The sequence below is a fragment of the Polyangiaceae bacterium genome (assembly GCA_015075635.1).
In the GTDB taxonomy this organism is placed as follows: domain Bacteria; phylum Myxococcota_A; class Polyangia; order Polyangiales; family Polyangiaceae; genus JADJKB01.
This window is the reverse complement of sequence record JABTUA010000002.1, coordinates 2,728,341-2,754,335: the sequence shown is the minus strand read 5'-3', so window position 1 is coordinate 2,754,335 and position 25,995 is coordinate 2,728,341. Positions and strand designations below refer to the sequence as shown.

General features: G+C 69.9%; 22 protein-coding genes. 13 read left to right on the top strand and 9 right to left on the bottom strand.

Annotated elements, in window-relative coordinates; translation table 11 throughout:
* Positions 1-61: 61 nt before the first annotated feature.
* Together HS104_28475 and HS104_28470 are read right to left on the bottom strand one after the other, a co-directional pair.
* Positions 62-1,489 (bottom strand): protein kinase, encoded by a 1,428-nt coding sequence (locus tag HS104_28475; GenBank protein ID MBE7483888.1) that lies wholly within the window; start codon positions 1,487-1,489, stop codon positions 62-64.
* A 93-nt stretch (positions 1,490-1,582) separates the two neighbouring features.
* The gene (locus HS104_28470) at positions 1,583-2,002 is read right to left on the bottom strand and encodes a hypothetical protein (GenBank protein MBE7483887.1); all 420 of its coding nucleotides are present in this window, start codon (positions 2,000-2,002) and stop codon (positions 1,583-1,585) included.
* 180 nt (positions 2,003-2,182) lie between these two features.
* Here HS104_28470 and HS104_28465 point away from each other — a divergent pair, with 180 nt between their 5' ends.
* The 5 genes from HS104_28465 to HS104_28445 are packed head-to-tail and all read left to right on the top strand — an operon-like array spanning position 2,183 to position 6,530.
* Positions 2,183-3,103, top strand: a complete 921-nt coding sequence (locus HS104_28465; protein ID MBE7483886.1) for a hypothetical protein — start codon at positions 2,183-2,185, stop codon at positions 3,101-3,103.
* Between the two features lie 26 nt (positions 3,104-3,129).
* Positions 3,130-4,176, top strand: a complete 1,047-nt coding sequence (locus HS104_28460; GenBank protein MBE7483885.1) for a hypothetical protein — start codon at positions 3,130-3,132, stop codon at positions 4,174-4,176.
* Between the two features lie 32 nt (positions 4,177-4,208).
* On the top strand, positions 4,209-4,757 hold the full coding sequence (locus HS104_28455; GenBank protein MBE7483884.1) for a hypothetical protein: 549 nt from the start codon (positions 4,209-4,211) through the stop codon (positions 4,755-4,757).
* A gap of 2 nt (positions 4,758-4,759) precedes the next feature.
* The gene (locus tag HS104_28450; GenBank protein MBE7483883.1) at positions 4,760-5,962 is read left to right on the top strand and encodes a protein kinase; all 1,203 of its coding nucleotides are present in this window, start codon (positions 4,760-4,762) and stop codon (positions 5,960-5,962) included.
* A 34-nt stretch (positions 5,963-5,996) separates the two neighbouring features.
* Complete coding sequence (locus tag HS104_28445; GenBank protein ID MBE7483882.1) at positions 5,997-6,530, top strand: DUF1232 domain-containing protein; 534 nt, start codon at positions 5,997-5,999, stop codon at positions 6,528-6,530.
* 15 nt (positions 6,531-6,545) lie between these two features.
* On the opposite strand, the gene HS104_28440 is transcribed toward HS104_28445, so the two are convergent.
* Both HS104_28440 and HS104_28435 read right to left on the bottom strand, forming a co-directional pair.
* Positions 6,546-8,282 (bottom strand): protein kinase, encoded by a 1,737-nt coding sequence (locus HS104_28440; GenBank protein MBE7483881.1) that lies wholly within the window; start codon positions 8,280-8,282, stop codon positions 6,546-6,548.
* Between the two features lie 88 nt (positions 8,283-8,370).
* Positions 8,371-9,048: a hypothetical protein gene (locus tag HS104_28435; protein ID MBE7483880.1), complete on the bottom strand. Its 678-nt coding sequence runs from the start codon at positions 9,046-9,048 to the stop codon at positions 8,371-8,373.
* A 168-nt stretch (positions 9,049-9,216) separates the two neighbouring features.
* Between HS104_28435 and HS104_28430 the strand changes: the two genes are divergently transcribed.
* From HS104_28430 to cyoE, 4 genes are all read left to right on the top strand, one after another.
* Positions 9,217-10,212, top strand: coding sequence for a hypothetical protein (locus tag HS104_28430; GenBank protein MBE7483879.1), 996 nt, complete (start codon positions 9,217-9,219; stop codon positions 10,210-10,212).
* Between the two features lie 139 nt (positions 10,213-10,351).
* Positions 10,352-10,681, top strand: coding sequence for a twin-arginine translocase TatA/TatE family subunit (locus HS104_28425; protein ID MBE7483878.1), 330 nt, complete (start codon positions 10,352-10,354; stop codon positions 10,679-10,681).
* 59 nt (positions 10,682-10,740) lie between these two features.
* Complete coding sequence (locus HS104_28420; protein ID MBE7483877.1) at positions 10,741-11,883, top strand: pyridoxal phosphate-dependent aminotransferase; 1,143 nt, start codon at positions 10,741-10,743, stop codon at positions 11,881-11,883.
* Positions 11,884-11,952: 69 nt separating this feature from the next.
* Positions 11,953-12,798 (top strand): protoheme IX farnesyltransferase, encoded by an 846-nt coding sequence (gene cyoE / locus HS104_28415; GenBank protein ID MBE7483876.1) that lies wholly within the window; start codon positions 11,953-11,955, stop codon positions 12,796-12,798.
* A 35-nt stretch (positions 12,799-12,833) separates the two neighbouring features.
* Here the strand turns inward: cyoE and HS104_28410 are convergent, their stop codons facing one another.
* The 4 genes from HS104_28410 to HS104_28395 all read right to left on the bottom strand — a co-directional run bounded on the left by HS104_28410 (position 12,834) and on the right by HS104_28395 (position 17,175).
* On the bottom strand, positions 12,834-13,997 hold the full coding sequence (locus HS104_28410; GenBank protein ID MBE7483875.1) for a hypothetical protein: 1,164 nt from the start codon (positions 13,995-13,997) through the stop codon (positions 12,834-12,836).
* 49 nt (positions 13,998-14,046) lie between these two features.
* Positions 14,047-15,825: an energy transducer TonB gene (locus HS104_28405; protein ID MBE7483874.1), complete on the bottom strand. Its 1,779-nt coding sequence runs from the start codon at positions 15,823-15,825 to the stop codon at positions 14,047-14,049.
* Between the two features lie 96 nt (positions 15,826-15,921).
* Positions 15,922-16,767, bottom strand: coding sequence for an SDR family NAD(P)-dependent oxidoreductase (locus HS104_28400; protein ID MBE7483873.1), 846 nt, complete (start codon positions 16,765-16,767; stop codon positions 15,922-15,924).
* A gap of 24 nt (positions 16,768-16,791) precedes the next feature.
* Positions 16,792-17,175, bottom strand: coding sequence for a hypothetical protein (locus HS104_28395; protein MBE7483872.1), 384 nt, complete (start codon positions 17,173-17,175; stop codon positions 16,792-16,794).
* Positions 17,176-17,264: 89 nt separating this feature from the next.
* Between HS104_28395 and HS104_28390 the strand changes: the two genes are divergently transcribed.
* The 4 genes from HS104_28390 to metG all read left to right on the top strand — a co-directional run bounded on the left by HS104_28390 (position 17,265) and on the right by metG (position 24,515).
* On the top strand, positions 17,265-18,245 hold the full coding sequence (locus tag HS104_28390; protein MBE7483871.1) for a hypothetical protein: 981 nt from the start codon (positions 17,265-17,267) through the stop codon (positions 18,243-18,245).
* Positions 18,242-19,609, top strand: a complete 1,368-nt coding sequence (locus tag HS104_28385) for a carboxypeptidase regulatory-like domain-containing protein (protein MBE7483870.1) — start codon at positions 18,242-18,244, stop codon at positions 19,607-19,609. Before HS104_28390 ends, HS104_28385 begins: the two co-directional genes overlap by 4 nt.
* A gap of 52 nt (positions 19,610-19,661) precedes the next feature.
* Positions 19,662-22,388, top strand: a complete 2,727-nt coding sequence (locus HS104_28380) for a hypothetical protein (GenBank protein MBE7483869.1) — start codon at positions 19,662-19,664, stop codon at positions 22,386-22,388.
* Between the two features lie 87 nt (positions 22,389-22,475).
* The gene (metG, locus tag HS104_28375; protein ID MBE7483868.1) at positions 22,476-24,515 is read left to right on the top strand and encodes a methionine--tRNA ligase; all 2,040 of its coding nucleotides are present in this window, start codon (positions 22,476-22,478) and stop codon (positions 24,513-24,515) included.
* A gap of 109 nt (positions 24,516-24,624) precedes the next feature.
* On the opposite strand, the gene HS104_28370 is transcribed toward metG, so the two are convergent.
* Positions 24,625-25,938 carry a thymidine phosphorylase gene (locus HS104_28370; protein ID MBE7483867.1) on the bottom strand — a complete coding sequence of 438 codons (1,314 nt, stop codon included), beginning with the start codon at positions 25,936-25,938 and terminating at the stop codon, positions 24,625-24,627.
* Positions 25,939-25,995: the final 57 nt, after the last annotated feature.

Sequence of the window (25,995 nt, the reverse complement as noted above, 5' to 3'; positions counted from 1 at the left end):
TCATGGGCAACCGCCCCGGTGCGCCTATCCGGGGCGCATGTGGGTCCAACGGAGCCGAGCGTCACTTCAAGCGGTAAACCACCTCGGACCCCACCAATAGGTCGTGGGCCGCACGTTTTTCGGGGTGGAAGGCGGCGAGGGCGAGGCCTGCTGCGTAGAGCAGGCTGAGCAGGACGTTGCCCAGAGCGACCGCCAGGACCAGCCCCTTGAAGGCGTCCACGTCGGTGAGCTGGATCTGCCGGATCGCGAGCTGCAGCCCTCCCCGGCCCTCGGTCAAGAGGATCACCAGTCCCGCGAAGAACGGCAGCCACATGCTGGCGACGGTGCGCGCGAGGGAGCGGCCGAAACCGAGCGAGCTCCCGTCGGTGCTCCGCACCCGGAGGTTCATCAAGAGCTTGCCGAGGGTCTGCCCGCGCGTGGCGTGCGCGACGCTGACGTACGCGAGGTGAACGAAGAGGCCGGGCAGCCCGAGAAAGCCGATGACCAGGCTCGCGAGCGCGACGTCGATGCCGACGGCGGCGCCGCGCACCCAGAACCCACCGTGGCGCACCTTCTCGGGGGCTGCGGCTTCGAGCTCCGCGATCAGGTCGTCGTAGCTCGCGAAGCGGCCGGAGGGCTCCTTCGCCATCAGGCGCTCGACGATGCTCGCCAAGCGCTTCGGGACCTCCGGCGCGGCGCTGGCGAGCATCGGCGGCGCCTCCGTCAGGTGCTTGCTGATGACGGCGACCGGCGTCTTGGCGTCGAACGGCGGTGCGCCCGCGAGCAGATGGAAGAAGGTGCACCCTACCGAGTACATGTCCGCGCGGTGGTCGATCTCGTCGCCTTTGGCCTGCTCCGGCGCCATGTAGAGCGGGCTGCCGACCACGGCGCCGTCCCGCGTGATCTTGGAGTCCGTGCCGCCGACCGGCTTGGCCACGCCGAAGTCGGCGATCTTCAAGCTGCCGTGCTTGTCGAGCAGCAGGTTGCTGGGCTTGATGTCGCGGTGGATGATGCCGGCGGCCTGCGCGTCGCGGAGCCCCTTGGCCACCTCGAGCATCAAGCGCCGCGCACGCTCCGGATCCAAGCGCTCGGCCTTCTCGACCAGCCTCTCCAGGTCGCCGCCGTCCACCAGCTCCATGGCGAAGAACAGCGAGGGCTTGCCCCCCTCGTCCGCGGCCGGGGTCCTGCCGATGTAATAGATGTGAGCGACGTGCGGCGAGTTGAGCTTCGCTTGGGCGCGAGCCTCGCGCAGGAAGCGCTCCTGCAGCTCGCCGCTCTCCGCAAGGCCGTGGGGAAGGACCTTGATGGCGACCCGGCGATCGAGGGAGCGGTCGAGTCCGACGTAGACCGCACCCATGCCGCCGCTGCCGAGCGGCTTTTCGACGTCGAAGTGATCGAAACGCTGCCCCACCCAGCGGCCGAGGTCGGAGCGGGGAGACTTGGCTGTGGTGCGCGGACCACTCTCGTCGAGGAGTGTGGTCTCGAATGCCTCGGCGTCGTTGACGCTCATCCCGGGTCTCCGCGTGAATAGTCCCACCACGCGGCTTTCCGAGCAATGCGCGTGCCACGCCCGGGTGCGAAGCCGCCGACGCAGCGCTCAGCTTCAGTAGGGGCTGGCCCCGAATACTTCCCGCAGCTGATCCTCGACGCTGGGATTTGGGCTCGGCAAGCCGATCCGCAGCGTGATGGTCGTGTCGTCGCCCCACGGCCACCACAGGCCATAGATGATGGCGCCTCCGCTCGGATTCGTTGAAAAGATCCACTGATCCGCGCGGACCCCACCGCTGCGCTCGGCGATCTGTTGCACCAGCGGTGGGGCAGTGGACAGTGTCTTGTGGTTCCAGCGGCCGGGAAACGTAATGGCCAGAGCCGCGTTCGCCTCTTCGACCAGCTCGGTGGAGAAGGCGGAGGCGACGCAGGAGAGCCGGCCATCCCAGCTCCAGCCCCGCTTGGGCCACTTGGCGCGGAACTCGGCGAGCTGAGCCAAGAGCGGCTCGAACGCGGTGGTGACCTTTTGGCTCATGCGACCCCCTTAGCGTAGCCCGGACCGCCGCGCGGGTGAAACTCCCTTGCCGAGGGCCCGCCGGCGCGCTTCCATCTCGGCGTGCGTTTTCCGCGTTCTAGGAGCGCCCGAGCCCGGCTGCTCGCCCTGTTGGTGTTGGCGTGGGCGGGCACCGCTCTGGCTCAATCGGACGCCGATCTGGTGAGGGCTCGCAAGCTCTACGCCCAGGGGTTGACCCAGGAAGCGGCCGGGGACTGGGCGGGCGCGCTGGCCACGTTCGAAGACGTCGCGCGCATCAAGGCCACGCCACAGGTGCGCTTTCACCTGGCGCGCTGCAAGGAGCACCTGGGCCGCTTCAACGAGGCCCTCGGCGGCTATCGCATCGCGGAGTACGAGGCCGAGCAAGCGGGCGCCAAGGAGCGCACCCTGGTCGAGGAGGTCAAGAAGGCGCGTGAGGCGCTCGAGGCGCGCATCCCCAAGCTCACCATCGTGCGCGGCAAGGGCGCCGAGGCCATCAAGATCGAGCTGGACGGCGTGGCGCTCGGTGACACGCAGCTTGGACAGCCGATCGCCCTGGATCCGGGGCCTCACGTGCTCACTGGGATCCTCGAGCAGGGCAGGTCGTTCAAGCGCACGCTGACCATCGCCGAGGGCGACGCGGTGCGAGTGGTGCTCGACGTGCCCGAAGAGCTCGGCGCGCCCGTGCCCCCTCCCAAGGCGCAGGAGCCCGAGCCGAAGCCGGACCTCGAGCCGCGCGCGCCGAGCCCCGTGGCCGACGCGCCGCCGGCCTCGTCGTCTTCGGCGGCGCCGTGGATCGTCGGCGGGCTCGGGGTCGCCAGCCTGGCGCTGTCGGCGGTGTTCTACTCTCTGCGCGCGAACGCAGAGGACGAGCTCGACCAGAAGTGCATCGGTCGGACCTGCCCGGACACCTTGAAAGGAACGCAGCAGAACGGCGAGACCTACTCGGCGCTCTCGGGCGTCACCTTCGGGCTCGGCATCGTCGGAGTGGGCGCCGGCGCGCTGATGCTGATGACTCGCTCGCGCCCCACTCCGGCGCCGGCAACGACCGGGCTCCAGATCCAGGGGCGCGGCGCGACAGTGAGCTTTGGCGGCCGCTTCTAGCGCCGTGATACGCTCCCGGGGTCGCGGTGGCTTCGAGGACCGAATTCGCTTGCGCCCTCGCGGCGCTCCTCGCGCTCGGCTGTAGCATCGAGCTCCGCGGCGGCGCGCCTTCCACCGGCGGCGCCGCGGGGAGCGGCGGTAACGTCTTCGGCGGTTTCGGCGGTGTCGGAGGGGACGGCGCGGGCGCCGGCGTAGGGGGCGTCGCAGGCACGGCGCCCACCACTTGTGCGGCGGGCTTCCAGTGCGTGCCCAAGCTGCCGGAGCAGTGGGGCTACGCGTTCGTCTCGGTCGCCCCCTACTCGGAGACGCAGCCCGGACCGCAATGTCCGGACGGCGCCGACCCGCAGCCGTTCTTCAGTGACCCGGCGGGCGCCGGCGGTTGCGTGCCCTGCGGTTGTGGTCCCATCCAGGGAGGAGCGTGCAGCGTGCCGCTGGTGTGCGGCTACAACTCGACCTGCGCTAGCTTCCAGGACTTCACCAAGGGCAACGGTGACTGCAACGGCCAGACCGGTAGCCCCACGCTGTCCTGCATGCTGGGCGGCCCCACGGTGACGACCCCCGGCACCTGCACCCCGAGCGGCGGGACCCCGACGCCGATGGACAGCTGGAAGCTGCGCGCGGACTTGTGCCCCACCAAGAGCAACGCTTCCTGTGGGGCGGGCTCCGCGTGCGTGCCGCTCGGGAGCGACGTCTACGCTTCCTCGATCTGCATCTACCTGCCGGGTGAGCACAGCTGCCCTGGCGACTGGCCGACGGCGACCGTGATCTTCCAGAAGGCGCTCGACCAGCGAAAGTGCTCGGAGTGCACCTGTGTACCCGGAGCAGTGACGTGCCTGGCCGAGTACGAGTTCTACGACGACGCGCTGTGCGCCGGCGGAGGCAAGAAGGTCTCGAGCACGACCTGCACCGACGTGAGCGACGAGATCAACGACTTCTGGCCCGCGTGGGGCTACAGGCGCACCAAGGCACCGGTCCTCGGCGGCGGCTGCACGCCCGGCGGCGGCATCCCGAGCGGAACCATCAGCGGCGACCCGAACACGGCCATCACGGTGTGCTGCCGGAAGACGGGATGACGGGCAGTCGCCTCATGTAGAATGCCTCCGCATTGGCCCGCTTCCCCTACTATCGTTCGCTCTCTGCGAAGGCGAAACGCATCTACGACGTGAGCGACGGCGTCCACGCCGTGACCCTGCCCAAGCTCGCCGTCCACCGACAGCACGCGGCGGCGCTCCGGCGCGCCCTCTCGAGCCAGGACCGGCGCGTCGTCGCCCAAGCCGCCCAGGCGCTGGTGTCTGGGATCACGCTCGCGCTAGGGGTCCGAAGCGTGAAGGTCCGCGTCCTGGCCAAGCGGCCCAAGAACCACGACGGCGAGCTGCACGGTCTCTACACGCTGGAGAGCGACGGGCGCGCGCACATCGAGGTCTGGATGCGAACCGCCGAGCACGAGAAGGTCGTGGCGTTTCGCACCTTCTTGCGCACGCTCTTGCACGAGGTCTGCCACCACCTGGACTTCGCGCTCTTGGGGCTCGCCGAGACCTTCCACACGGAGGGTTTCTTCCGCCGTGAGTCCAGCCTGGTGCGTCAGGTCTCCCCACCACCGAGCCCCGCCGCGCCGCGCGCCCGAGCGCGGCAGCTGTCCTTGTTCGAGGCCTGAGAATGGTCGAGCTCGACGATCCCGAGGCCCTCGTGGGAGCGACTCTCGACGGTCGCTGGCGGCTGGTCGGCGTGCTGGGGCAGGGCGGGCTCGCCGTCGTGTACGAGGCCGAGTCCGTGGACGGTCAGAGTCGGGTCGCGGTGAAGATCCTGCGCTCCGAGTTCGGCGAAAACCAGGAGATCGTGCGGCGCTTCCTCAACGAGGTGCAAGCCAGCGCGCGCGTGGACCACCCCGGTATCGCGCGCGTCCACGAGGCGGTGCGCGCTGCGGACGGCACGCCGTACCTGGTGATGGAGCTCTTGCGTGGCGAGGCGCTGGCCAACCGCATGAACCGCGGGCGCGTCCCCGTAGAACAGGCCGTAGGCATCGTGCAGAACATCCTGCGAGCGCTCTCGGCGGCGCACGCCGCTGGCGTGGTGCACCGGGACCTGAAGCCTGGGAACGTGTTCCTGACCGGCGACACGACCAACGGCTGCGAGCTCAAGGTGCTCGACTTCGGCATTTCTCTGGTGCTCGACGCGGCGGGCGGCATGCACCGGAAGACGCGGACCGGCATGCTGCTGGGAACGCCGGGCTACATGAGCCCAGAGCAGATCAAGGACATCAAGCACACCGATGCCCGGGCCGACCTGTGGTCCTGCGGCATCTTGTTCTACGAGCTGCTCGCAGGGGTCCCGGCGTTCGAAGCGGAGAACGAGTTCGCTCGGGTCACCATGGTGCTCACCAGCGAACCGACTCCCATCGAGCGCGTCGCGCCGCAGTACGCGCATTGGGGGCCGTTCTTCCAGCGCGCGCTCGCGCGCGACCCGGAGCAGCGCTTCCAGAGCGCCTACGAGATGGCGCAGGCGCTCGAGAGCGTGGCGCGCTCTGGCCAGATGCCGCCGCCGGACCCGGCAGCGGCCGTCTCCGTTGGACAGCATCGCTCGGTGCCTCCCGGCCACTACCCGTCGGCGCCGCCGCCCGGTCACTACGCTTCGAGCCCGCCGCCGAGCCCCGCCCAAGTGCCCCGGCGCTTCGGCGGCGACACGGCCGTCTCGGCGAGCCTGCCCGGGGGCGCGGCAACTTCCCAGCCGGGCGCGCCCGCCGTGGAGGTCGTGACCCTCCCCAAGCGGGGGCTCGCGGTGCCGCTGCCGCTCGCGCTCATCATCGCCCTGATCGCGCTGATGCTCGGGTTCGCGGCGGGGTTGTTCGTCGGCAAGTGGTGACGTCCGAGCTGGGCTCGGGTAAAACGCGCCCACCATGACTGAGCTCGATAGCCGCTGCCTCGAGGCGTTCCCGACTTGGCTGCGTACCCTCGGAGAAGACGCGCGCGCCCTGGCGGCGCTCGTCGAGAACGAGTCAGCGCCCGCCGCCGTGCGCAAGAGCTCCGCAGCAGCGCTGAACTACTTGTTCAAGTCCCTCGACCTGATCCCGGACGGCATCGAGGACCTGGGCTTCATCGACGACGCATTCGTGTTCCGCGTCGCGGCGTCGAGGGCCGGCGCTGGCGACGCTGCGGATCCCGTGGTGTCGCGGCTGGCGGCTGACACGGGTCTGATCCGCGACTTCTTGGGCGACGACTTCTCGCGATTGGAGGCCTACGTCGCCGGCCTCGGTGGCACGGCCTCGCGCGGGCGCACCGTGGACGACATCCTCGCCGACGCGAGCGTCTTGGCTGTGTTCGTGCGCGAGGTGCGGACCTGGGCCGACGGCTACAAGGAGCCCGCGTTCCAGCGCGACGCCAAGAACCTGGTCAAGCTGAAGAGCTTCCTCTGCGCGAAGCTGCCGAAGTGAGCTCTCGGGCGCGGGTCAGCTGATCACGCGGCCGCTCATGTTGGTCCAGGGCTGCTCCGGCGCTTCCTGCGCGGCGTCGCTGCTCTTGAGCTGCGCCATCAGGTCACGGCACTCGGGGCGGTCCTTGAGGGCCTCGGTCAGCAGGTGGCTCGAGTCGGTGAAGGTCTGCTCCATGCGGATGCCTTCACGCGTCCGACCCGCCACCTTCTCGCGGCCGCTCGCCAGGTCTTCCTCCAGCGCCTCGGCGTAGCGCGCGAGCTGGGCTCGCAGGTCCTCGATCTGGCGGCGCAGGTCCCGGGCGGTCGCTTCGCGACCGGTGCGGCGGGTCTCCCGCGTGCTCAGCCATTGACGCTTGGCCTCGACCATGGCGCGGGAGGCGCCGGCGGCCTCGTAGATGGCGCGGTTGCCTTGCCCGGCGCGCTCCGCCGCGTCGGCTTGGGCGACCTTGTCCTTGGCCATCTGCATCGCCGCCGCCAGCTCTCGACGTGCGGTCTCTTCTTCTTCGCCGTAGGCGGCAGCGTCCCGCAGCGAGCGGCTCTCCTCTTGCGCGAGCTCCTCGACCTTGCGGCCAATCTCGGCGCGGAGCGCGCGTCCGCGGCGCTCGAGCGCCTCGAGCTTGCGGGTGTGGCTGGCGATCTCTCCCTCCAGCCCGTTCGCTTTGGCGGTGACCTCCCAGATGGCGGCCATCGCTTGGGTCAGCTCGGGGGTGGCGTTGCCGGAGGGGAACGCGCGGGCGAGCATGCGTGCGAAGAGACCGGCTCGGTTCGCCCACTCGGTCACCGGCGTGGACCTCGGCGGCGGCGGGGGCGGCGGCGCGGCCTGCGGCTGCGCTTCGCCAGGGCTCTCCTTGTCCCACGAGGTGCTGGGCAAGGAGCGCTGGAGGGCCTTCAGCTCCTCGAGCAGGTGGTGGCCGTCGCGGTAGCGCTTTCGGATGTCCTTCTCGAGTAGCTTGAGGATGATCTTCTCGGCGACGGGGTTGACGTCTTTCTTGATGCTGGTCGGGCGCGGTGCCGGCGCCGTGCGCTGCATCTCCAAGAGCGTGTCGCGGTCCGCGGCGCGGAACGGCAGCTGTCCCGCCAGCATCTCGAAGAACAACACGCCGAGGGCGTACAGGTCCGACTGCGGGCCAGCCTGCTCGCCGCGGGCCTGCTCCGGGGACATGTACTCGGGCGTGCCGAACACGGCGCCCTTCGGGGCCAGGCGCGGGTCGTGAGCCAGAGCCGCCAGGCCGAAGTCCAGGATCTTCACGAAGTCTTTGCGGCCCCCACGCTGGGTGAGCAGGATGTTGTCGCTCTTCAGGTCGCGGTGCACGACGCCCAGGTCGTGGGCGCGGGCGAGGGCGGCGCCCATCTGCTCCAGGATGTCCACGGCTCGGGTCAGCGGCATCGGTCCGCGCGCGAGCTCGGTGGAGAGCGGGGTACCGATCAGGTACTCCATCACCAGATACAGCTCGCTCTCGTCGGTCTCGCCGATGTCGTGGATGTCGATGATGTGCGCGTGGTCCACCCGGTTCGCCGCACGAGCCTCCCGGAGCATCCAGGCTCGGAGGTGGGTCTCGCCGCGCAGATCGGGTCGGATCAGCTTGACCGCGACCACTCGGTCGATGAGCACGTGCCGGGCGCGGTAGACGATGCCCATCCCGCCTTCGCCGATGCGCGCCTCGAGGCGATAGCGTCCGGCGATGACCTTGCCGAGCGCGGGATCCTCACCGCGTCCACGTGATCCCGAGCGTTGCGGCGCTGCTTGTGCCATCTGCTTTATCGTTCGTCCTTGGCGAAGGGAGGAAGAGGACCTCCGATGCTAGCGGAAAGCTGCCGTTTTCTCCAAGGCGAGAGCGCCCTCAGAACACGAAGCTCATGACCGGAACGCGAACCTCCGTGGCCTGCTTCACGCCGAACTGCATCAGCTCGGCGCGCGAGTAGGCGTTCCTGACCTCGACCGCCGGTACCCCCAGCGTGAGCGCACGCGGGCTCAAGCCCACCAGCGCGGGCGGCACCGCCGGGTAGAGCACTGCGGGTTCCGCGGGGCGCTTCGCCACGCGGCGGGGCTCTGACCGCTTGGCACCTTGCGCGCCCTGGGGCGGTGGCGGGGGCGCGCCGGGCTGCGGCGGCTCCGCCACGGGCTCGTCGGCGGGCCGGCGGTCTTCGGTCACGTCCGCCGGCGGCTCGTACGCGGCGGCGCTGAGCACGGCCACAGTCGTGGGAATGGCGAGCGCCATGCCGCCGGCGAGCAGGTAGATGCTGAGCTTCGCGTCGCCGGAGTCCTCGGCGAAGTACCCGCCCACGCCGCCGGCGATGCCGCCGGCGATGCCGCCGATGGCGTAGGCCCAGGGCTTCTTCACCTTCATGGCGGCCTCGACCAGCATGACGGCCTCGGCGCCCAGCAGGACGCCGCCAGTGATGCCCTTGCCCGTCGGGCTGGCCTCGGTCTTGTCCTCCGACTGGGCTCGGGCGGGGTTCGCGCCGAGCGCCAGAGACGCCGCGATCGCGGCCGCCGGAAGCATGTGAAGAATGCGCATCGTTCCTCCGCTGGCAGGGGTGCCGGGGTTCCGGTGTCCCTCCGTGCCAAAATGTTCGCGGAGAGTACCCCGCCCCCGTCCGGCCACCAAGGGTTCAGGCACCGGTGCGTCCGTACAGGTGTTCGGCCGCCGCGCCGAGCCGGCCATTTCAGGCTAAACCAAGGGGAAGTGGGCAAGCTGGGCGAGCGCATCTTTGCGGGAGCAGCGCTCTCGATGCTGGTCGTGCTGGCCCTGGGGATCGCGGCCGGGACCGTGCGCCTTCTGCCCTGGCTGTTTGCCCCGGAGGTCCCGCTCGAGGTCGCGCTGCCCTTCGCGCGCGCGCTCGGCGCGGCCGCGACCGAGGCGGCGCTCGTGGTCGGGGCCCCGCTCGGCGCCGCCCTCGGCGCGGCGAGCTTCGTCGAGCGCGGCGACGCGCGCGCGCTGTTCGCGCTCGGGGTCTCGCCGGCGCGCCTGGTCGCGAGCGCCGCGCCGCATCTGGCCGCGTTCGGGCTCTTGGCCGTCCTGGTCGGACTGGCGTGGGGCTCGAGCGCCGACGTGCCGGGCCGATTCGCCGTGGATCTGTTGGCTCAGGGCCGCGCGAGCTGCGCGCGCGCCACCACGCCCCGGAGCGCAGAGGTGCCGCTGGTCGGGGTGACCTGGCTGTGCTTTCCCGGGCAGCCACCTCGCGTCGCCGGCAGGCTCCCGGGGCTCGCCGACAACGCGAGGTTCACCGCGCAGAGCTTCACCCCCAGCGACGACTTGCGCGAGGTGCGCCTCTCGGACCTGCGCGTCGTCACCAAGAAGCTCGACGAGCGCTACCGGCTCGAGCTGAGCGTGAAGCAGGGGACGGTGCGCGGCCTGCCCGGCTGGGGCCGGAGCGCGAAGCTCACGGTCGGTGTACGCAGCGTGCTCGCCGCCACCACGGCCATCATTCTGGCGTTGGGTACGGCGCTCTCCGTCCTCGCGCTCGGGATCACGCGCCGCCTCGGTGCCCTCGCCTTCGGCACCTTGCCCGCCCTGGGCGTGCTGGTCTCGCTGAGCCGAATGGACGCGAGCACGTTGCCTGCGGCCGCGTACCTCGCGGTGCCGTTCGTCGGCGCCGTCGCGCTCGTGCTGCTCGCCGCGGCGGCGCGTCTGCTCGCCTCGAGCTCGCGCGCGCGCGGCAAGGTTCTCTGGTGGAAGTGAGCTCACCGGGAGAGCGGCGCGCTCCCGTCGTCAGGTGGTGGTTTTCGCCCATGATCGTGATCCGATCATGCCTGCCCGAGTCGAGTCCGCGGTGTGCGTTGCCCGGCTCCGCGCACGGTGATAGGAAGCGCGACTCCCCATGGGTGTCGGCCCCTGGCAGCTGGCTGTCCTCGTCTTGTTGGTCCTGCTCGTCTTCGGAGCGAGCCGGCTCGGGGAGATTGGTCGCGGGCTCGGTGAAGGTGTTCGGGCGTTCAAGAAGAGCATGAGCGGCGAGCGCCGCCGGGAGCCCGACGAAGACGAAGACGAAGACGAAGACGAAGACGAAGACGAAGACGAAGACGAAGACGAAGACGAAGACGAAGACGAACCCCGCGAGCAGCTGCGCGCGGGCCGCGAGCGAGCCGTGCAGAACCGGCGTCACGTGATGGCCAAGCGCTCGCGGAAGGAAGACGAAGACGAAGGGAGCTGATGGTGCCGAGGAACCTGGCAAAGCGACTGGACGCAGTGGTGCCGAGCGCGACGCTCGCGATGACCGCGAAGGCGGCGGAGCTTCGAGCGGCGGGCCGCAAGGTGTACGCATTCGGCGTCGGGGAGCCCGACTTCGAGACGCCCGAGCACATTCGCCAGGTGGCCGCCCAGGCCATGGAGAAGAGCTCGCACTACACCGCAGTCCAGGGCACCGCCAGCCTCCGCGAGGCCATCTGCGTGGCGACGGAGCGCGACCGCGGCTGGCGCCCGACGCCGGAGATGATCACCGTCTGCGTCGGGGCGAAACACGCGTTGTTCAACCTGGCCATGGTGCTCTGCGACCCCGGCGACGAGTTCGTGATCCCCGCGCCCTACTGGGTCAGCTACCCCGAGCAGGTTCGCTTGTTCGAAGGTGTCCCCAAGATCGTGGAGACCTCCGCCGACAACGGCTTCCGCATGACGCCTGAGGCCCTCGAGCGCGCGATTGGCCCGCGCACCAAGGCGGTCATTCTGTGTACCCCCTCGAACCCGAGCGGGGCAGCCTACGACGCGGGCGAGCTCTCGGCGCTGGCCGAGGTGCTGAAGAAGCACGACGTGTGGATCGTGCTCGACGAGATCTACGGCGATTTGACCTACGACGGCTTCGCGCACGTGTCGCTCGCCAGGCTCGCGCCAGAGCTCCGCGATCGCATCATCGTGGTCGACGGCGTGAGCAAGACCTACGCCATGACCGGCTGGCGGATCGGCTGGGCGATCGCTCCCGCCGCCGTAGCCAAGGCGATGCTCAAGGTCCAGGGTCAGTCCACCACCAACCCGACGGCCATCGCCCAAGTCGCGGCCGAGGCCGCGCTGCTCGGCCCCCGGGAGCCGATGCAACACATGGCGCGGGTTTTCGCCGAGCGCCGCCGCCGAATGGTCGAGGGTTTGAACCAGATCCCCGGCATCCGCTGCGACTGGCCGCGCGGGGCCTTCTACGCCTTCCCCGACGTCACGGGTCTGTACGGCATCAAGTGGGGGGACAAGCGCTTGGGCAGCGCCGACGACGTCAGCCTCTGGCAGCTCGACGTGTGCGGCATCGCGGCCGTCGCCGGCGAGCCGTTCGGCGCTCCGGGGCACGTGCGCTACACTTACGCGGCAGCCGAATCGGTGATCGAAGAGGCCTTGTCCGTGCTGGGTGCGGCCGTGGCGGCCGCCGAACGCTGAGCGCGGACCCTTTGGGCTAACATGACCCCGGACGTGGCAGGACCGACTCGAACCCGAGACGTCTCTCGCGTGCTCGGTGCACTCGTCCAGCTCACCAAGCCGGGCGTGACGCGCATGGTCCTGGTCACGACTGCCATCGGCGCCATCCTCGCGCCGGGACGCGTGGTGCTGTCCACGCTGGCGGTCACGGTCGTCGCCACCGCGGCGGTGGTGGGCGCGGCGAACGCCCTCAACATGTACCTGGAGCGGGACGTGGACGCGCTCATGGAGCGCACGCGCAAGCGGCCCATTCCCTCGGGCCGCATCTCTCCGGAGGTGGCGCTGTGGTTCGGCGTGGTGCTGGCCGTCGCGGGGCTCGTCGCGCTCACCTTCCTGGTCAACCCGCTCTCGGGTCTCCTGTGCTCGGTCGCGTTCCTGAGCTACGTGCTGGTCTACACCCCGCTCAAGCGGGTGACGCCGTTCGCGCTGCACATCGGCACGCTGCCCGGCGCCATTCCGCCGCTGATCGGCTGGGCCAGCATGACCGGTGGGCTCACGCTCTCGGCCCTGAGCGTGTTCGCCATCCTGCTGGTCTGGCAGATCCCCCACTTTCTGGCCATCGCCATCTTCCGCGCGTCCGAGTACGAGTCCGCCGGCCTCGCCGTCTACCCGTCGGTGCGCGGGGTGCCGGCCGCGAAGCGCGCGGTGGTCGCCTACTCGTGCTTGCTGCTCGCGGTCAGCCTGACGCCGGCCATCATGGGCCTCGGAGGCGTCGCCTACGTCTTGGTCGCGGCCGCGCTCGGCGTGGCGCAGATCGTGATCGCGGTACGCGGCCTCGGCGCGCCGGATCTGAAGCGCTGGGCGGGCGGCTTGTTCTTGGCGACGCTGCCCTACCTCTTGGTGGTCTACGGGTGCCTGGCGTTGACGGCGCCATGAGCCGACCTCCACCGATGCGCTGGTGGGCCTGGGGCCTACTGGCCCTGGTGTGCCTCGCGATCCCGCTCCTGGGGTACTGGCTCGGGCGCTGATTCCGGCCGCTCTCGGGCCGCAGCCAGCGCCGCGAACAGCGATCCGAGCAGCAGCGCCAGCGCCAAGACGGGGATGTCGGTCCCGGTGTGAGCGAGCAACGCGAGCGCCACGGCGCTGCGGGCGTAGGGTCGATTGGCACGCCCGAACAGCGTGGCGGGCACGGCCAGGAGCAGGGTCGTGGCCAGTGCGAAGTGCAGCACGCCCGGAACGAATGGGAAGGGGTGCCGCAGGAAGGCGTGCACCGCTTTGGTGACGAGGCCGAGGACGCCGTCGGGGCGGGGCGATGCGTACAAGCTGGCCACGGCCAGCCAGACCCCGAGCGCCACGACCGGCACCCAGACCGCGACCAGGGGTTTCCAGCGCCGGGCGGTGAGCCACGCGATGGCGACTCCCAGGGCGACCAGGTCGAGCACGAACGCGATGGTGGCGAGGGTCTGCGCCGCACGGAACAGGCGCGTCAACGCCTCGTGGCTGGCCCAGACCGCGAGCGCCCGCGCGGTCACGCCGATCAGCGCGCTCGACCCAGCCAGACCCACGACGAGCCCCGCGGCGCGAGTGTGCTGCTGGAGCAAGGTCGGCACGCTGGCGAACAGCGCCATGAAGGACGCCAGCACGGCGAGGCCCAGCGCCAAGAGCAGCGGGAGCTCGCGCGTCGCCGACGCCATCACCAGCGTGACCACGCCGGCCGTGGTCGGGGCCGCGACGAGTCGGAAGGCGACGCTCAGGTTGCTCTCGACCAGGGTGGCGATGAGCAGCTGGATCGCCATCAAACACCCCGCGACGACGGCGAGCTGGCCGAGGAGCGCGGCGGCGGTGTCGGAGCGCGCGATCCAGTGCTCGAGCCCCGAGCGCCAGCCGAGCAGCGCGGGCACGACGATGCGGCCAGACACCAACGCGAGGAAGAACAGAATGACGATCGCGGCGAGTACCCAGCGCCGAGCGCGGGTGAAGAGCCGCGCGGGAGCGTGGGAGTGGCGCGCTTCGCTGGGCGGCGCCTCCCGGGACGAGGGGCCCTCTTCCCCCTTGGGCTCGAACGCCGGCTCGGGGGCGCCTTCGGTCCCCGGGGTGTCGTTCGTGCTGGTGCCCTGCCCGTCGATCTGGGTCACACGCGGCCTCGCCGATGGTCGGCTCGCTCGGAATCGTCGCGCCTCGCTCTTACCTGAGCGATGCCCGCTTTTCCAGCGTGGGGGCCGGCCAGTCGAAGCCGTGCCGCTGGTCGGCCGGCGAGCCTTCCTTCGGATCGAGCGGCCGCCACTTCGGCGGATCGACGCTTGGCGGCGCGGACTTGGGCGCACCCTTCAGGATGAACGGGTGCGCGAAATAGGTGGAGCAGGCGTAGAACGGGTTCCGGTAGAACTCCCAGTGAAAGTACACGTTGCCGTCGGGAGAGACGATTTCCCGCGGGGGCGCGCCGAACGGGCTCGCCCGCATCACGCTCTCGAGCGCCGCGATGTCGAACGCGGTCACCCCGCTGGTGTGGGTCACGCCCATGCGGACGACCTTGCCCTCGTCCTTGTCGAGGACGATCTCGAGGTGGGTCTTGATGTCGGCGCGGTTCATCGGGTGCCCGCCGGGCAGCCCGTCGAGGGAAGCCAGGAACGAGTCCGCGAAGATGGGGTGCAGGCGGTTGTGCACCGAGTTCAGGTAGCTCGCGAAGGGAACCCGCGCGGTATTCAGCGCGGTCTGGTTGCCGGGCTTCACGCTCGCCACGTAGTTCTCGATGGACGCGCGCCAGCGCTCGATGCCCAGGGACTTCCACGAGCCGCGATGGGCGCTCTTCCGGCGTTCGGCGTCGCGCTTCTTCTCCTTGACCAGTCGGTCGCGTCCCACCGCGGCCAGCGCCTGCTGGGGTGACAGGTTCAGGTTCACGCCGCTCGAGGTGGTGCCCAGCGCGCCGAGCCCGAGCATGTCGCTCGCGCCGCCCGAGCCCTTCATCGGCGGCAGGCGCTTCTTCTTCGCGCGCTTCGCCTTCTGGGCCGCCTGGCCCGCCCGCGCCTCGGCCACGGACCAGCTCCCCTGGCCGGAGCTCGCCGTGTCTGGAGTCGCCTCGACCTCCTCCTTGGCGGCCTGTGCTTTCTGCCCGCTCTGCGCCGGATCCTTGCCCGCCCGCTTCGACGTCTCGCTCCCGGTCTCGGCGCCGGGCGCCTTCGGATCCCGGCCCGGCGAAGGCGGCGGGGCGGCCGATGATGCGGTCTTCTCCGGCTTTCCGGGGTCGTCCTGGGTCGTCGGCGCTTGGTTCGGCTCCCCGGCCTTGTCCTCGGACTGAGCCACTCGCGACTCGTCGGAGTTGCCTGGGTTCTTCTGGGCCGAGGAGTGCGCGCCGCCCGGGGTGGGCTTGGGATCGTTCTGATCGGTGGCGGTGATCCTGGCCTGAGTCTCTTGCTTCACGCGGTTGGCGTGGTCCGCGATGTGAGCCGCGTTGGGGTTGTCCTTCTGATTCGGGTCGTCGACGTGCTGCACCACCGCGACGCGCTTCTTGGCCTGGATCTTGGGCAGCTCTTTGGGCTCCTCGGCCTTCTTCTCTTCCTTCGCTTTCTTCTCGACCTCGAGCTTGGGCGGCTCGGGCTTCGGGGCCTCGGGCTTGTCCGGCTCGGCCTGCTCTTCCTTCTTCGCCTCTTCTTCCTTCTTCTTGCTCGCCTCGTCGCTCTCCGACGGCTCCTCCGACGGCTCCGTGCTCGGGTCCTCCTCCTTGGCCGAAGGCGGCGTGGGACTCTCCTCGGGCGGCGGCGCCTCGCTCGCCGACTCGTCGAGCAGCGCCACCTCCACGGTCGCTCCGCCGCGCACTTGCCGCTGCACGCTCTGGGCGAAACGCTTGATGTCCAGCGTCTCCTCGAACGCCTTCGACATCTTGGACGCACCCCCGCCCCAGGCCAGGTGCGCGAGCAACGCAGTGGCGATCCAGAGGAAGAGCGGGATGTTCGAGTCGCGAGTCATCGCGGCACGGGCGGTCGAAAGGCTCGACTAACGTAACATCCGACCCCTGGACCAGCAATCGAGGGGCCAGATGGAAGGCGGGCCCGGGAAGCGGCTCTAAACCTTGGAGATCACTTCCCAGTGGTCGGCGATCTCTCGTGCCGTCCACACACCTTGGTCCGAGTCCTTGAACTTCCCGGCGCTCTCCACGACCTTGTAGACGCTGAGCTTGCCCCCGGCGACCGAGAGCACGGCGCCGGTAAGATCGCCCGACAGCTCGCTGGCCAGGAACAGGTGGGCCGGGGCGACGTGCTCCGGCGTCATGCTCTGGATCTTCTCGAACATCGGCAAATCTTCGGTCATGCGCGTCTTGGCGATGGGCGCGACGGCGTTGACTCGGATGCCGTAGCGTTGCAGCTCGATCGATGCGGTGCGCGTGAAGCCGTAGATCCCGGCCTTCGCGGCGGAGTAGTTGGCCTGGCCGAAGTTGCCGAGCATGCCCGAGACGCTGGTGGTGTTGACGACGCTGCCAGGCGAGCCCTGGGCGCGCATCTGGGCCACCGCCGCCTGGGTGCAGAGGAACGTGCCCTTCAGGTGGACGCCGATCACCGCGTCCCACATCTCGTCATCCATCTTGAGCAGGGTCTTGTCGCGCAAGATCCCTGCGTTGTTCACCAGAACATCGACCCGGCCGAACTCCTTGACGGCCGTCGCGATGATCTGCTCGGCGCCTGCGCGGGTCGCGACGCTCTGGGGGCTGGCTACCGCTTGGCCGCCCAAGCCGCGGATCTCGGCCACCACCGTCTCGGCGGGCGACGCGCTCTCGCCGCTGCCGTCGCGGGCGCCGCCCACGTCGTTGACCACGACCTTCGCGCCTTCGCGTGCGAGGAGCAACGCCGTGGCGCGCCCGATGCCGCCTCCCGCACCCGTGACAATCGCGACCTTTCCGTCGAGGAGCTTCATGGTCGCCCGCGTAGCGCGGCGAGGTCAGCGCGTCACCAGCGTCGCGCGCCCTGCTCGCACGGCTTCGCGCTGCTTCGGCGCGATCAGCACGTCGACGAGCAACGCGATGGCCGTGCCCACGGCCGCGCCCGCGACGTCCCAGGCGAAGTCCTTCGCGCTCGGGTGTCCGTAGCCTGCGGCGTCGTAGAGCTCCTTGCCGGCGCCGAGTGTGATCGAGAAGCCCGCGCCGGCGCTGGCGCGCTGCCAGCGCTCGTCGAGCACGAACGAAGAGGTGGCGTAGGCTCCGGCCGCGAGGCCGGCGGACACACCGAAGTGGAGCGCCTTGTCGCGCCCCCACCACGGGTCGGTCTCCTCGGCTGCCGCAGGCGCGGCAAACAGTAGGATCCACGCGACGAGCGGCGCCCTCACGACCTCCTCATACCTCGCCCCACACCTGGAAAGAAATTGGCGAAGCGTCTCGATCCGTTACACTCGAGAGCTTGGGTGAGGTGACGATCATGCAGCTTCGAAAAGCTCTGGGTGTCTCGGTTCTGTTGGCCCTCGGCCTGGCCATGGCATGTGGCAGCGATTCGGACGACGGCGGTTCCGGGGGCTCCGGCGGTGGCGGGACCTCCTCCGGCGGTGCTGCGGGGGGTGGCGGCGCCAGCGGCGACGGCTCGGCGGGGACCGGCAACAGCTCCGGGACGTCCGGAACCGGCGGCATCGGCGGGGGATTCAACCCGGACGGTGGCATCTCGACGTGCCAGGGCCACACCTACCAGTGCGGCGACACCCTCGACAACGACGGCGACGGGCTGATCGACGCCTACGATCCGGACTGCCTCGGCCCCTGCGACAACACCGAGGGCTCCTACTACGGCGGTATCCCGGGCCAGAACAAAGCCCCCTGCAAGGCCGACTGCTACTTCGACCAGGACACCGGTCCGGGCAACGACGACTGCTACTGGAACCACCAGTGCGACCCGCTCTCGGTGGCGCCGGACTACCCGCCGGAGGGCTCCGCTTGCCCCTACGACGCCAACGTCAAGACGCCGGGGACGAGCAAGTCCTGCGCTGAGCTCGACGCGGCGCAGAGCCAGACCTGCACGGACTACTGCGGGCCGCTCACGCCCAATGGCTGCGACTGCTTCGGCTGCTGTGAGCTGCCGGCGGGCGGCGGCAAGTACGTTTACCTGGGCTCGGAGGTCAACGGCGCGGGGAGCTGCGACGTCGCCAGCCTGAACGACCCGGCCAAGTGCAAGCCCTGCACGCCGGTCAAGGCCTGCCTCAACGGCTGCGGCAAGTGCGAGATCTGCATCGGCAAGCCCACGTTGCCCGCGGAGTGTTACCCGCCGGACGGCGGCACCGACGCGGGCACCGATGCCGGCACCGAGCCGCAGTGCCCGACCGGCAAACAGCCCTGCGGCCTGCCGGGTCAGGCGGCGTGCCCGGGCGGTTACTACTGCATCACCGGCTGCTGCCAGGCGGTGCCGTCATGAGCGCGCGGCGACTGGTCGTGAGCCTGCTCTTCGCCGGATTGATGCCGTTGCTCTCGAGCTGCGGGGACGACGACAAGAAGGAAGAGAACACGGACAAGCCCTGCGACGTCGTGGCTCAAACGGGCTGCGAAGAGAGCCAAGTCTGCGAGCAGGTCACTGGTGGCGAGCCCAAATGTTTTGCGCCAGTGAGCGTGAAGGGCAAGGTCTTCGACACCACCACGGCGGCGGGCATCGAGGGCGCCCACGTGGTCGCGCGCGACGCCAACGAGGTGGCGATCTCGGGCATCGCGGTCACCGCCGCCGACGGGACCTACGAGCTCGTGGTGCCGTCGCCCCGCAACGCCGACGGCAAGCCGATCACGACCAACTACACGCTTCGCGCGGACGCCCAGGGCTACCTCACGTTCCCCAAGGCTCCGCGCGTCGCGCTGCCCGTCGACATCGCGACCGCGACCGGCGAGCCCTTGGTCGTGCAGAACGCTGCGACCGACATCGGCCTGATCCCGCTCGAGAACACGGCGGGCCTCGGCAGTGTCTCCGGCAAGGTGCTGGCGGAGAACCCCGGCGGCACCCTCGTCGTCGCGGGCAGCGTCACCGCGACCTCTGGGAAGGACGGAGTCTACACCGTGTTCAACGTCCCGGCCGGGAACGTCAGCGTCACGGGCTACCTGGCCGGCGTGAACCTGAAGCCCGCCACCGCGGACGTGAAGGCCGGAGAGACCACCAAGGACGTGAACCTGGACGTGCTCGGCGATGCGACCACCACGGTGAGCGGCAAGGTCTCGATCGTGAACCCCGGCGCCGGCAAGAACACCAGCATCATCCTGGTGGTGGAGGACACCTTCGTCGAGAACGCAGCGCGTGGCGAGGCGCCTCCGGGCCTGCGCGCGGCGAACGTCAGCGGTGACTGGTCCATCCCGAACGTCCCCGATGGGAAGTACGTCGTGCTCGGGGCGTTCGAGAACGACTTCCTGGTTCGGGATCCGGACACCAGCATCGGCGGCACGGAGATCCAGCACATCACGGTGCCGGGAACGACGACCGTCACCAGCTTCAAGATCACCGGCGCGCTCGACGTGATCTCACCGGACGGCGGGCAGGAGGTGAGCGGCACGCCCACCTTCAGCTGGAAGGACGACTCGAGCGAGGACAGCTACACCGTCGAGGTCTATGACGCCTTCGGGACCGAGGTGTGGAAGGTCGAGGGAGTTCTCGGGCCCAAGGGGTCCAAACCCGCCGAGGCCCTCTACGCTGGTCCGGCCCTCGAGCCGGGCATGTACTACCAGTTCCGGGCGACCAGCATCAAAGCCGGCGTGCCGATATCGAGAACGGAAGACTTGAAGGGCGTCTTCATCTATAAGTAGGGTTTCCGTTCATCCGTAGTTTTGCCGGCTCGGCCGGCCCGTGAGGCTCGTCATGAAACAGCTTCGGAGTATCGCTGTCGTGGGGTTGTGTGCGCTGCTCGGTGCGGTCGCATGTGGTGGGGGCGACGAGGGCGGAGGCGGCTCCGGCGGGAAGAAGGACGCGGGAACCGACGGCCCGACCGGCGGTTCCGGCGGAAGCGGCGGTTCCGGCGGCAGCGGCGGCAGCACGGGCGGAGCAGCTGGGACAGGTGGGGCAGCTGGAACGGGTGGCGCAGCCGGAAGCGGCGGCGTCGCGGGCTCGGGCGGCAGCACCGGCGGGACGGGCGGCCAGGCGGGTTCCGGAGGCACATCGACCGGCGGCACCGGCGGGACGTCCACCGGCGGCCAGGCCGGCTCCGGCGGCACGTCGACCGGCGGCACCGGTGGCACGTCGACCGGCGGCGCCGGTGGCACGTCGACCGGCGGTGCGGCGGGTGCTGGTGGCGCGTCGACCGGCGGCACGGGCGGGACTTCGACCGGCGGCACGGGCGGGACTTCGACCGGCGGCACGGGCGGGACTTCGACCGGCGGCACGGGCGGGACTTCGACCGGCGGCGCGGCGGGTGCGGGAGGCACGGCAACCGGCGGCGCGGCGGGCGCGGGTGGTGATGGCGGCACGGTGGAGTGCGTGACCGCCGGCGACTGCGACGACGGGACCTACTGCAACGGCGTCGAGCAGTGCGTGAACAGCCAGTGCGTCGCCGGGACGCCCATCGTGTGCCCGAGCGACGGCAAGTCGTGCACCACGGAGATCTGCGAGGAGAGCACCAAGACCTGCAAGACGGTGTACAGCGACGCGGCGTGCCTGGACGGCTCGTACTGCAACGGCATCGAGACCTGCGATCCGGCCAACGCCCCCTCGGGCTCGACCACCGGCTGCAAAGCGGGCACCCCCGTCGACTGCGCCGACGGCGTGAGCTGCACCACCGACGCCTGCGACGAAGCCAACGACACCTGCACGCACGTGAACGACAACGCTGCGTGCAGCGACAGCCTCTTCTGCAACGGCGCGGAGACCTGCGCTCCCGGCACTTCGGGCGCGAACCCGACGACCGGCTGCGTTCCGGGCACCGCCCCGAACTGCGAGGACGGCCTCGGCTGCACCGCCGACAGCTGCGACGAGGCGAACGACACTTGTGCCCACGTCCCGAACAACGGCCTGTGCCAGGACGGCCTCTACTGCAACGGCACCGAGATCTGCGACGTCAACCAGGGCTGCAAGCCCGGTACGGCCATCTCCTGCCCGAACACCGACGGGCTCGCCTGCACCGTCGAGAGCTGCAACGAAGCGACGGACAGCTGCGACACCACGCCGGACAACACCAAGTGCACCGGCGGTCAGCTCTGCCTGCCGCCCACCGGCTGCGTGACCCAGAACTGCACCACCGACGCCCAGTGCAGCGACGGCAACCTGTGCAACGGCGTCGAGACCTGCGACACCAGCGTCGCCGGCGGCCAGTGCAAGCCCGGTAACGCCGTGAACTGCAACGACGGAGTCGCCTGCACCTTCGACGAGTGCAACCCGGGCACCGGCGCCTGCTCGCACACGCCGTTCAACGCCTTCTGCAGCGACGGCAACCTGTGCAACGGCGTCGAGACCTGCAACGTCGCGACGGGCTGCGTCGGCGGGACGCCGCTCACCTGCAACGACAACAAGAGCTGCACCATCGACTCGTGCATCGACAGCGTCGGCTGCATCTCCACGCCGAACGACACCGCCTGTCAGGACTCGAGCACATGCAACGGTGCCGAGACCTGCGATCCGACCGCCGGCAACGCCAACGCGACCACAGGCTGCGTGCCGAGCCCCGGCCCGCTCCAGTGCCCGAACTCGGACGGGATCGCGTGCACGGTGGAGAGTTGCGTCGAGGGCGTCGGCTGCGTGTCCAAGCCGGACGACAGCCTGTGCGGCTGCCGCGAGACCTGCGTGCCCGCCAAGGGCGGCTGCGGCCAGTGGTGCACTCCCGGGACCTGCCAGGGCAAGACCTACGCTTGCGGCGACTGCCTGGACAACGACAACGACTGCAAGGTGGACTCGGCGGACCCGCACTGCATCGGCACCTGCTCGGACAACGAGGGCGGGTTCAAGGGCGAGATCCCCGGCCAGAACAACGCGGCCTGCAAGATGGACTGCTACTTCGACGCCGACTCGGGCGCGGGCAACGACGACTGCAACTGGGATCACCGTTGCGACCCGAACGCTCCGAATCCGCAGGCCGGTGACGGTTGCGCCTATGACCCCAACTTCAAGTTCCCGGGCAACAAGTCCTGCGCGGACTACGCGGGCTCGCAGTCGGCGCAGTGCGCGGGCAACATGAGCCAGCCGACCGTGGCCACCGGCTACTGCGGTCCGCTGGTCCCGAACGGGTGCGACTGCTTCGGCTGCTGCGTGTTCCCGCAGCTCAACTACGGCACGGTGGTCGCGCACGGAGTGACGATGAACGTGGGCGTGTACCTCGGCTCGTCGCCCAACAAGCAGTCGCCCGGCACGTGTGACATCAACGACATCCTCGCGGGCAACCCAGACCCGGCGAACAACTGCCACAAGTGCGTGCAGGTCCCGTCCTGCTTGAACACCTGCGGCAACTGCGAGATCTGCGTGGGCAAGCCCACCCTGCCGCCGGAGTGCACGGAGCAGACCTGCCCCGTCGGTCAGCAAAAGTGCGGCTTGCCGGGCCAGCAGCCCTGTCCTGCCGGCAGCTACTGCGTGACGGGCTGCTGCGCTCCGGTCCCGCAGTAAGCGAACGCGCCGAGGCCCCGCCCGCGACGCGCCTGCGCCGCGGGCGGCTGCCCAAGGCGCTCCGAGCGGTGATAGGCTGCGCGCCCGATGAGTCGTCGCATCCTGGTCACGGCCGCCTTGCCCTACGCCAACGGGCACATCCACATCGGCCACCTGGTCGAGTACATCCAGACCGACATCTGGGTGCGCTTCCAGCGGCTCCGCGGGCACCGCGCCATCTACATCTGTGCCGACGACACCCACGGCACCGCCATCATGATGCGTGCGCGCCAGGAGGGGCGGACGCCGGAGGAGGTGATCGCGGACATGAGCGTGGCTCACCAGCGGGACTTCGCCGGTTTTTCAGTCGAGTTCGACCACTACGGCAGCACCCACTCGGCGGCCAATCGCGCGCTGTGCGAGGAGATCTGGGCGGCGCTGCGCCGGGCGGAGCTGGTGGTGGAGCGGGACGTGACCCAGCTCTTCGACGCGAAGGAGGGCACCTTCCTGGCGGATCGCTTCGTGAAGGGCACCTGCCCGCGCTGCAAGGCGCCGGACCAATACGGCGACTCCTGCGAGAAGTGCGGCGCGACGTTCTCGGCGCACGAGCTCATCGACCCGGTCAGCACCTTATCGGGCACTCGGCCGGAGCTCCGGAGCGCCAAGCACCTGTTCGTGATGATCGAGGCGCTGCACGAGTTCCTGCGCGGTTGGACCCAGGAGGGGGGCCGGCTGCAGCCGGAGATCGCCAACTACCTCGCGGGTCACTTCCTGTCGGAGCCGCTCCGGGACTGGGACGTCTCCCGCCCCGCGCCCTACTTCGGCTTCGAGATCCCGGACGCTCCCGGCAACTACTGGTACGTCTGGTTCGACGCGCCGATCGGCTACATGGCCTCGACGAAGGAGTGGTGCGACGCGACCGGCGAGCGCTTCGACGACTGGTGGCGGAGTGGGGAGACCGAGATCCGCCACTTCATCGGCAAGGACATCACCTACTTCCACACGCTGTTCTGGCCCTCGATGCTGAAGACCGCGGGCTTCAGCCTGCCGGCCCACGTGCACGTGCACGGCTTCCTGACCGTGAACGGCGAGAAGATGAGCAAGTCGAAGGGCACCTTCGTGCTAGCAAGGACCTTCCTCGAGCACCTGGATCCGGCGTATCTGCGCTATTTCTACGCCGCGAAGCTCGGCTCCGGGCCGGCGGACATCGACCTGGCGCTCGACGAATTGGTCGCGAAGGTGAACTCGGATCTCGTCGGCAAGGTCGTGAACCTGGCCAGCCGCTCCGCACGCTTCGTGCGCGAGAGCGGGCTCTCGGCCGCCTATCCCGCGGACGAAGGGCTGTTCCAGAACGGAGTCCTGGCGGGCGAGGAGATCGCCGCGGCCTACGAGGCGGTGGACTACGCCCGCGCGATGCGCGCCGTGATGGCGCTGGCGGATCGCGCCAACGAATACGTCGATCGAGTCCAGCCTTGGACGCTGAAGAAGGACCCGGGCAAGGCGGCCGAGCTCCGGGACGTGTGCACGGTGATCTTGAACCTCTACCGTCAGATCGTCGTCTACCTGGCGCCGGTGTTGCCGAAGCTGGCCGAGCAGACGGCGGAGCTCCTGGGAGCCCCGCTGAGCTCGTGGGACGACGCCAAGACGCCGCTCGCCGGGACGCCGGTGGCGGAGTTCAAACACTTGATGCAGCGGGTCGATCCCAAGAAGGTGGAGGCGGTCATCGCCGCCAGCATGAACGCCGAGGCCGACGTCGCGCGGCAGAAGCCCGCGGGTTGGGACGACGACGGCGCGGCCCTGGCCGCCGAGCCGCTGGCCCCGGAGTGCAGCATCGACGACTTCGGGAAGGTGGACCTCAGGGTCGCTCGGGTCGTGGCGGCGGAGGCCGTTCCGGAGGCGAAGAAGCTCCTGAAGCTGACGCTTTGCCTGGGCGGCGGCACGACGCGCACCGTGTTCGCGGGCATCAAGGCCGCCTACGCTCCGGAGGAGCTCGTGGGGCGGCTGGTGGTGATGGTGGCGAACCTGGCTCCGCGCAAGATGAAGTTCGGAGTCAGCGAGGGCATGGTGGTGGCGGCCGGTCCGGGTGAGAAGGAAGTGTTCCTGCTCTCACCGGACCAGGGCGCGAAGCCGGGGCAGCGGCTGCACTGACGGCGAGAGATTTTCGCCAGGGCGTCGGCACAGAGTCGCGACGCAACGGAAGCATCTTTCGATTCTCGGAATCACAGCAAGAGCCGAAGCTCTCCTGCTCTGCGTTCTCTCATTTCGCGATGCGCTCGATCACCAGGGGGCGGGGAGGCGGGGCCTGCCGGCCCAGCGTGAAGGCGGCGGCGGTACGGGCGACCAGCTCCGGCGCGTGCTTCTTGCTCGAGAGGTGGAGCAGGGCGAGGGGCTGACCCTTGGTCACGCGGTCGCCCGGCTTCGCGCAGAGCTCGATGCCCACGGCGGGATCGACCTTCTGGTCCGCGCGCGTGCGACCTGCTCCGAGGGCCACGGCGGTGAGCCCGAGCTCGAGCGCGTCGCAGGCGGTGACGAAGCCGCTGCTCTTCGCCGGGACCTCCACGCGGTGGCGGGCGGTCGGTAGGCGGGACGGGTCCTCGATCGCGCGCACGTCGCCGCCTTGCGCCTTCACCATGCGGCCGAGCACGGCGAGCCCGCTGCCGTCGGCGATGGCGCGCTCGAGCTGCCGGCGCGCCTCCGGGGCCTTCTTGGCGGCGCCGCCCAGGAGCAGCATCTCGGCGCCGAGCCGCAGCGTGAGCTCGCGGGTGTCGGCGGGGCCCTTGCCCATCAGGAGCTCGATGGCCTCGCGTGTCTCCAGGGCGTTGCCGATGGTCGTGCCGATGGGCACGCTCATGTCGGTGAGCAGCGCGACCACCTTCTTGCCCGCGCGCGTGCCGACCCGGACCAGGGCACGCGCCAGCTCGCGCGCGGAGTCGAGATCCTTCATGAACGCGCCGCGCCCGACCTTCACGTCGAGCACCAGCCCGTCGATGCCCTCGGCGAGCTTCTTGCTCAGGATGCTGGCCACGATGAGCGGGATGCTCTCGACCGTTCCGGTGACGTCGCGCAGGGCGTAGATGCGTTTGTCCGCCGGCGCGAGGCGGGCGGTCTGCCCGATCATGCAGGCGCCGATCTCGCGCACGATGCGCTCGAAGCGCTTGGCGTCCACGTCCACCGAGAAGCCTGGGATCGCCTCCAGCTTGTCGAGGGTACCGCCGGTGTGGCCGAGGCCGCGGCCGGAGATCATCGGCACCGCGACTCCACACGCGGCGACCAGGGGCGCCAGGCAGATGCTGATCTTGTCGCCGACCCCGCCGGTGGAGTGTTTGTCCACCTTCCCGCGCTTCACGCTCGGCAAACGGAGGACGTCGCCGGAGTGCAGCATGGCCTCGGTCAGCGCCACCGTCTCGGCGTCGTCGAGGCCGCGCAAGAACGCCGCCATGAGCCAGGCGCTCATCTGGTAGTCGGCGATCTCGCCTCTCACGAAGGCGTCCACCAGCCCGCGGATCTCATCCGCCGGGTGGGCGCCCCCCTCACGCTTCTTGACGATGAGCTCGACGGGGGAGGCTTTCATGCCGAGACAAAACCACCGCGCCCCGGTGGTTGTCACCGGGGCGCGAGGTTTCTTCGG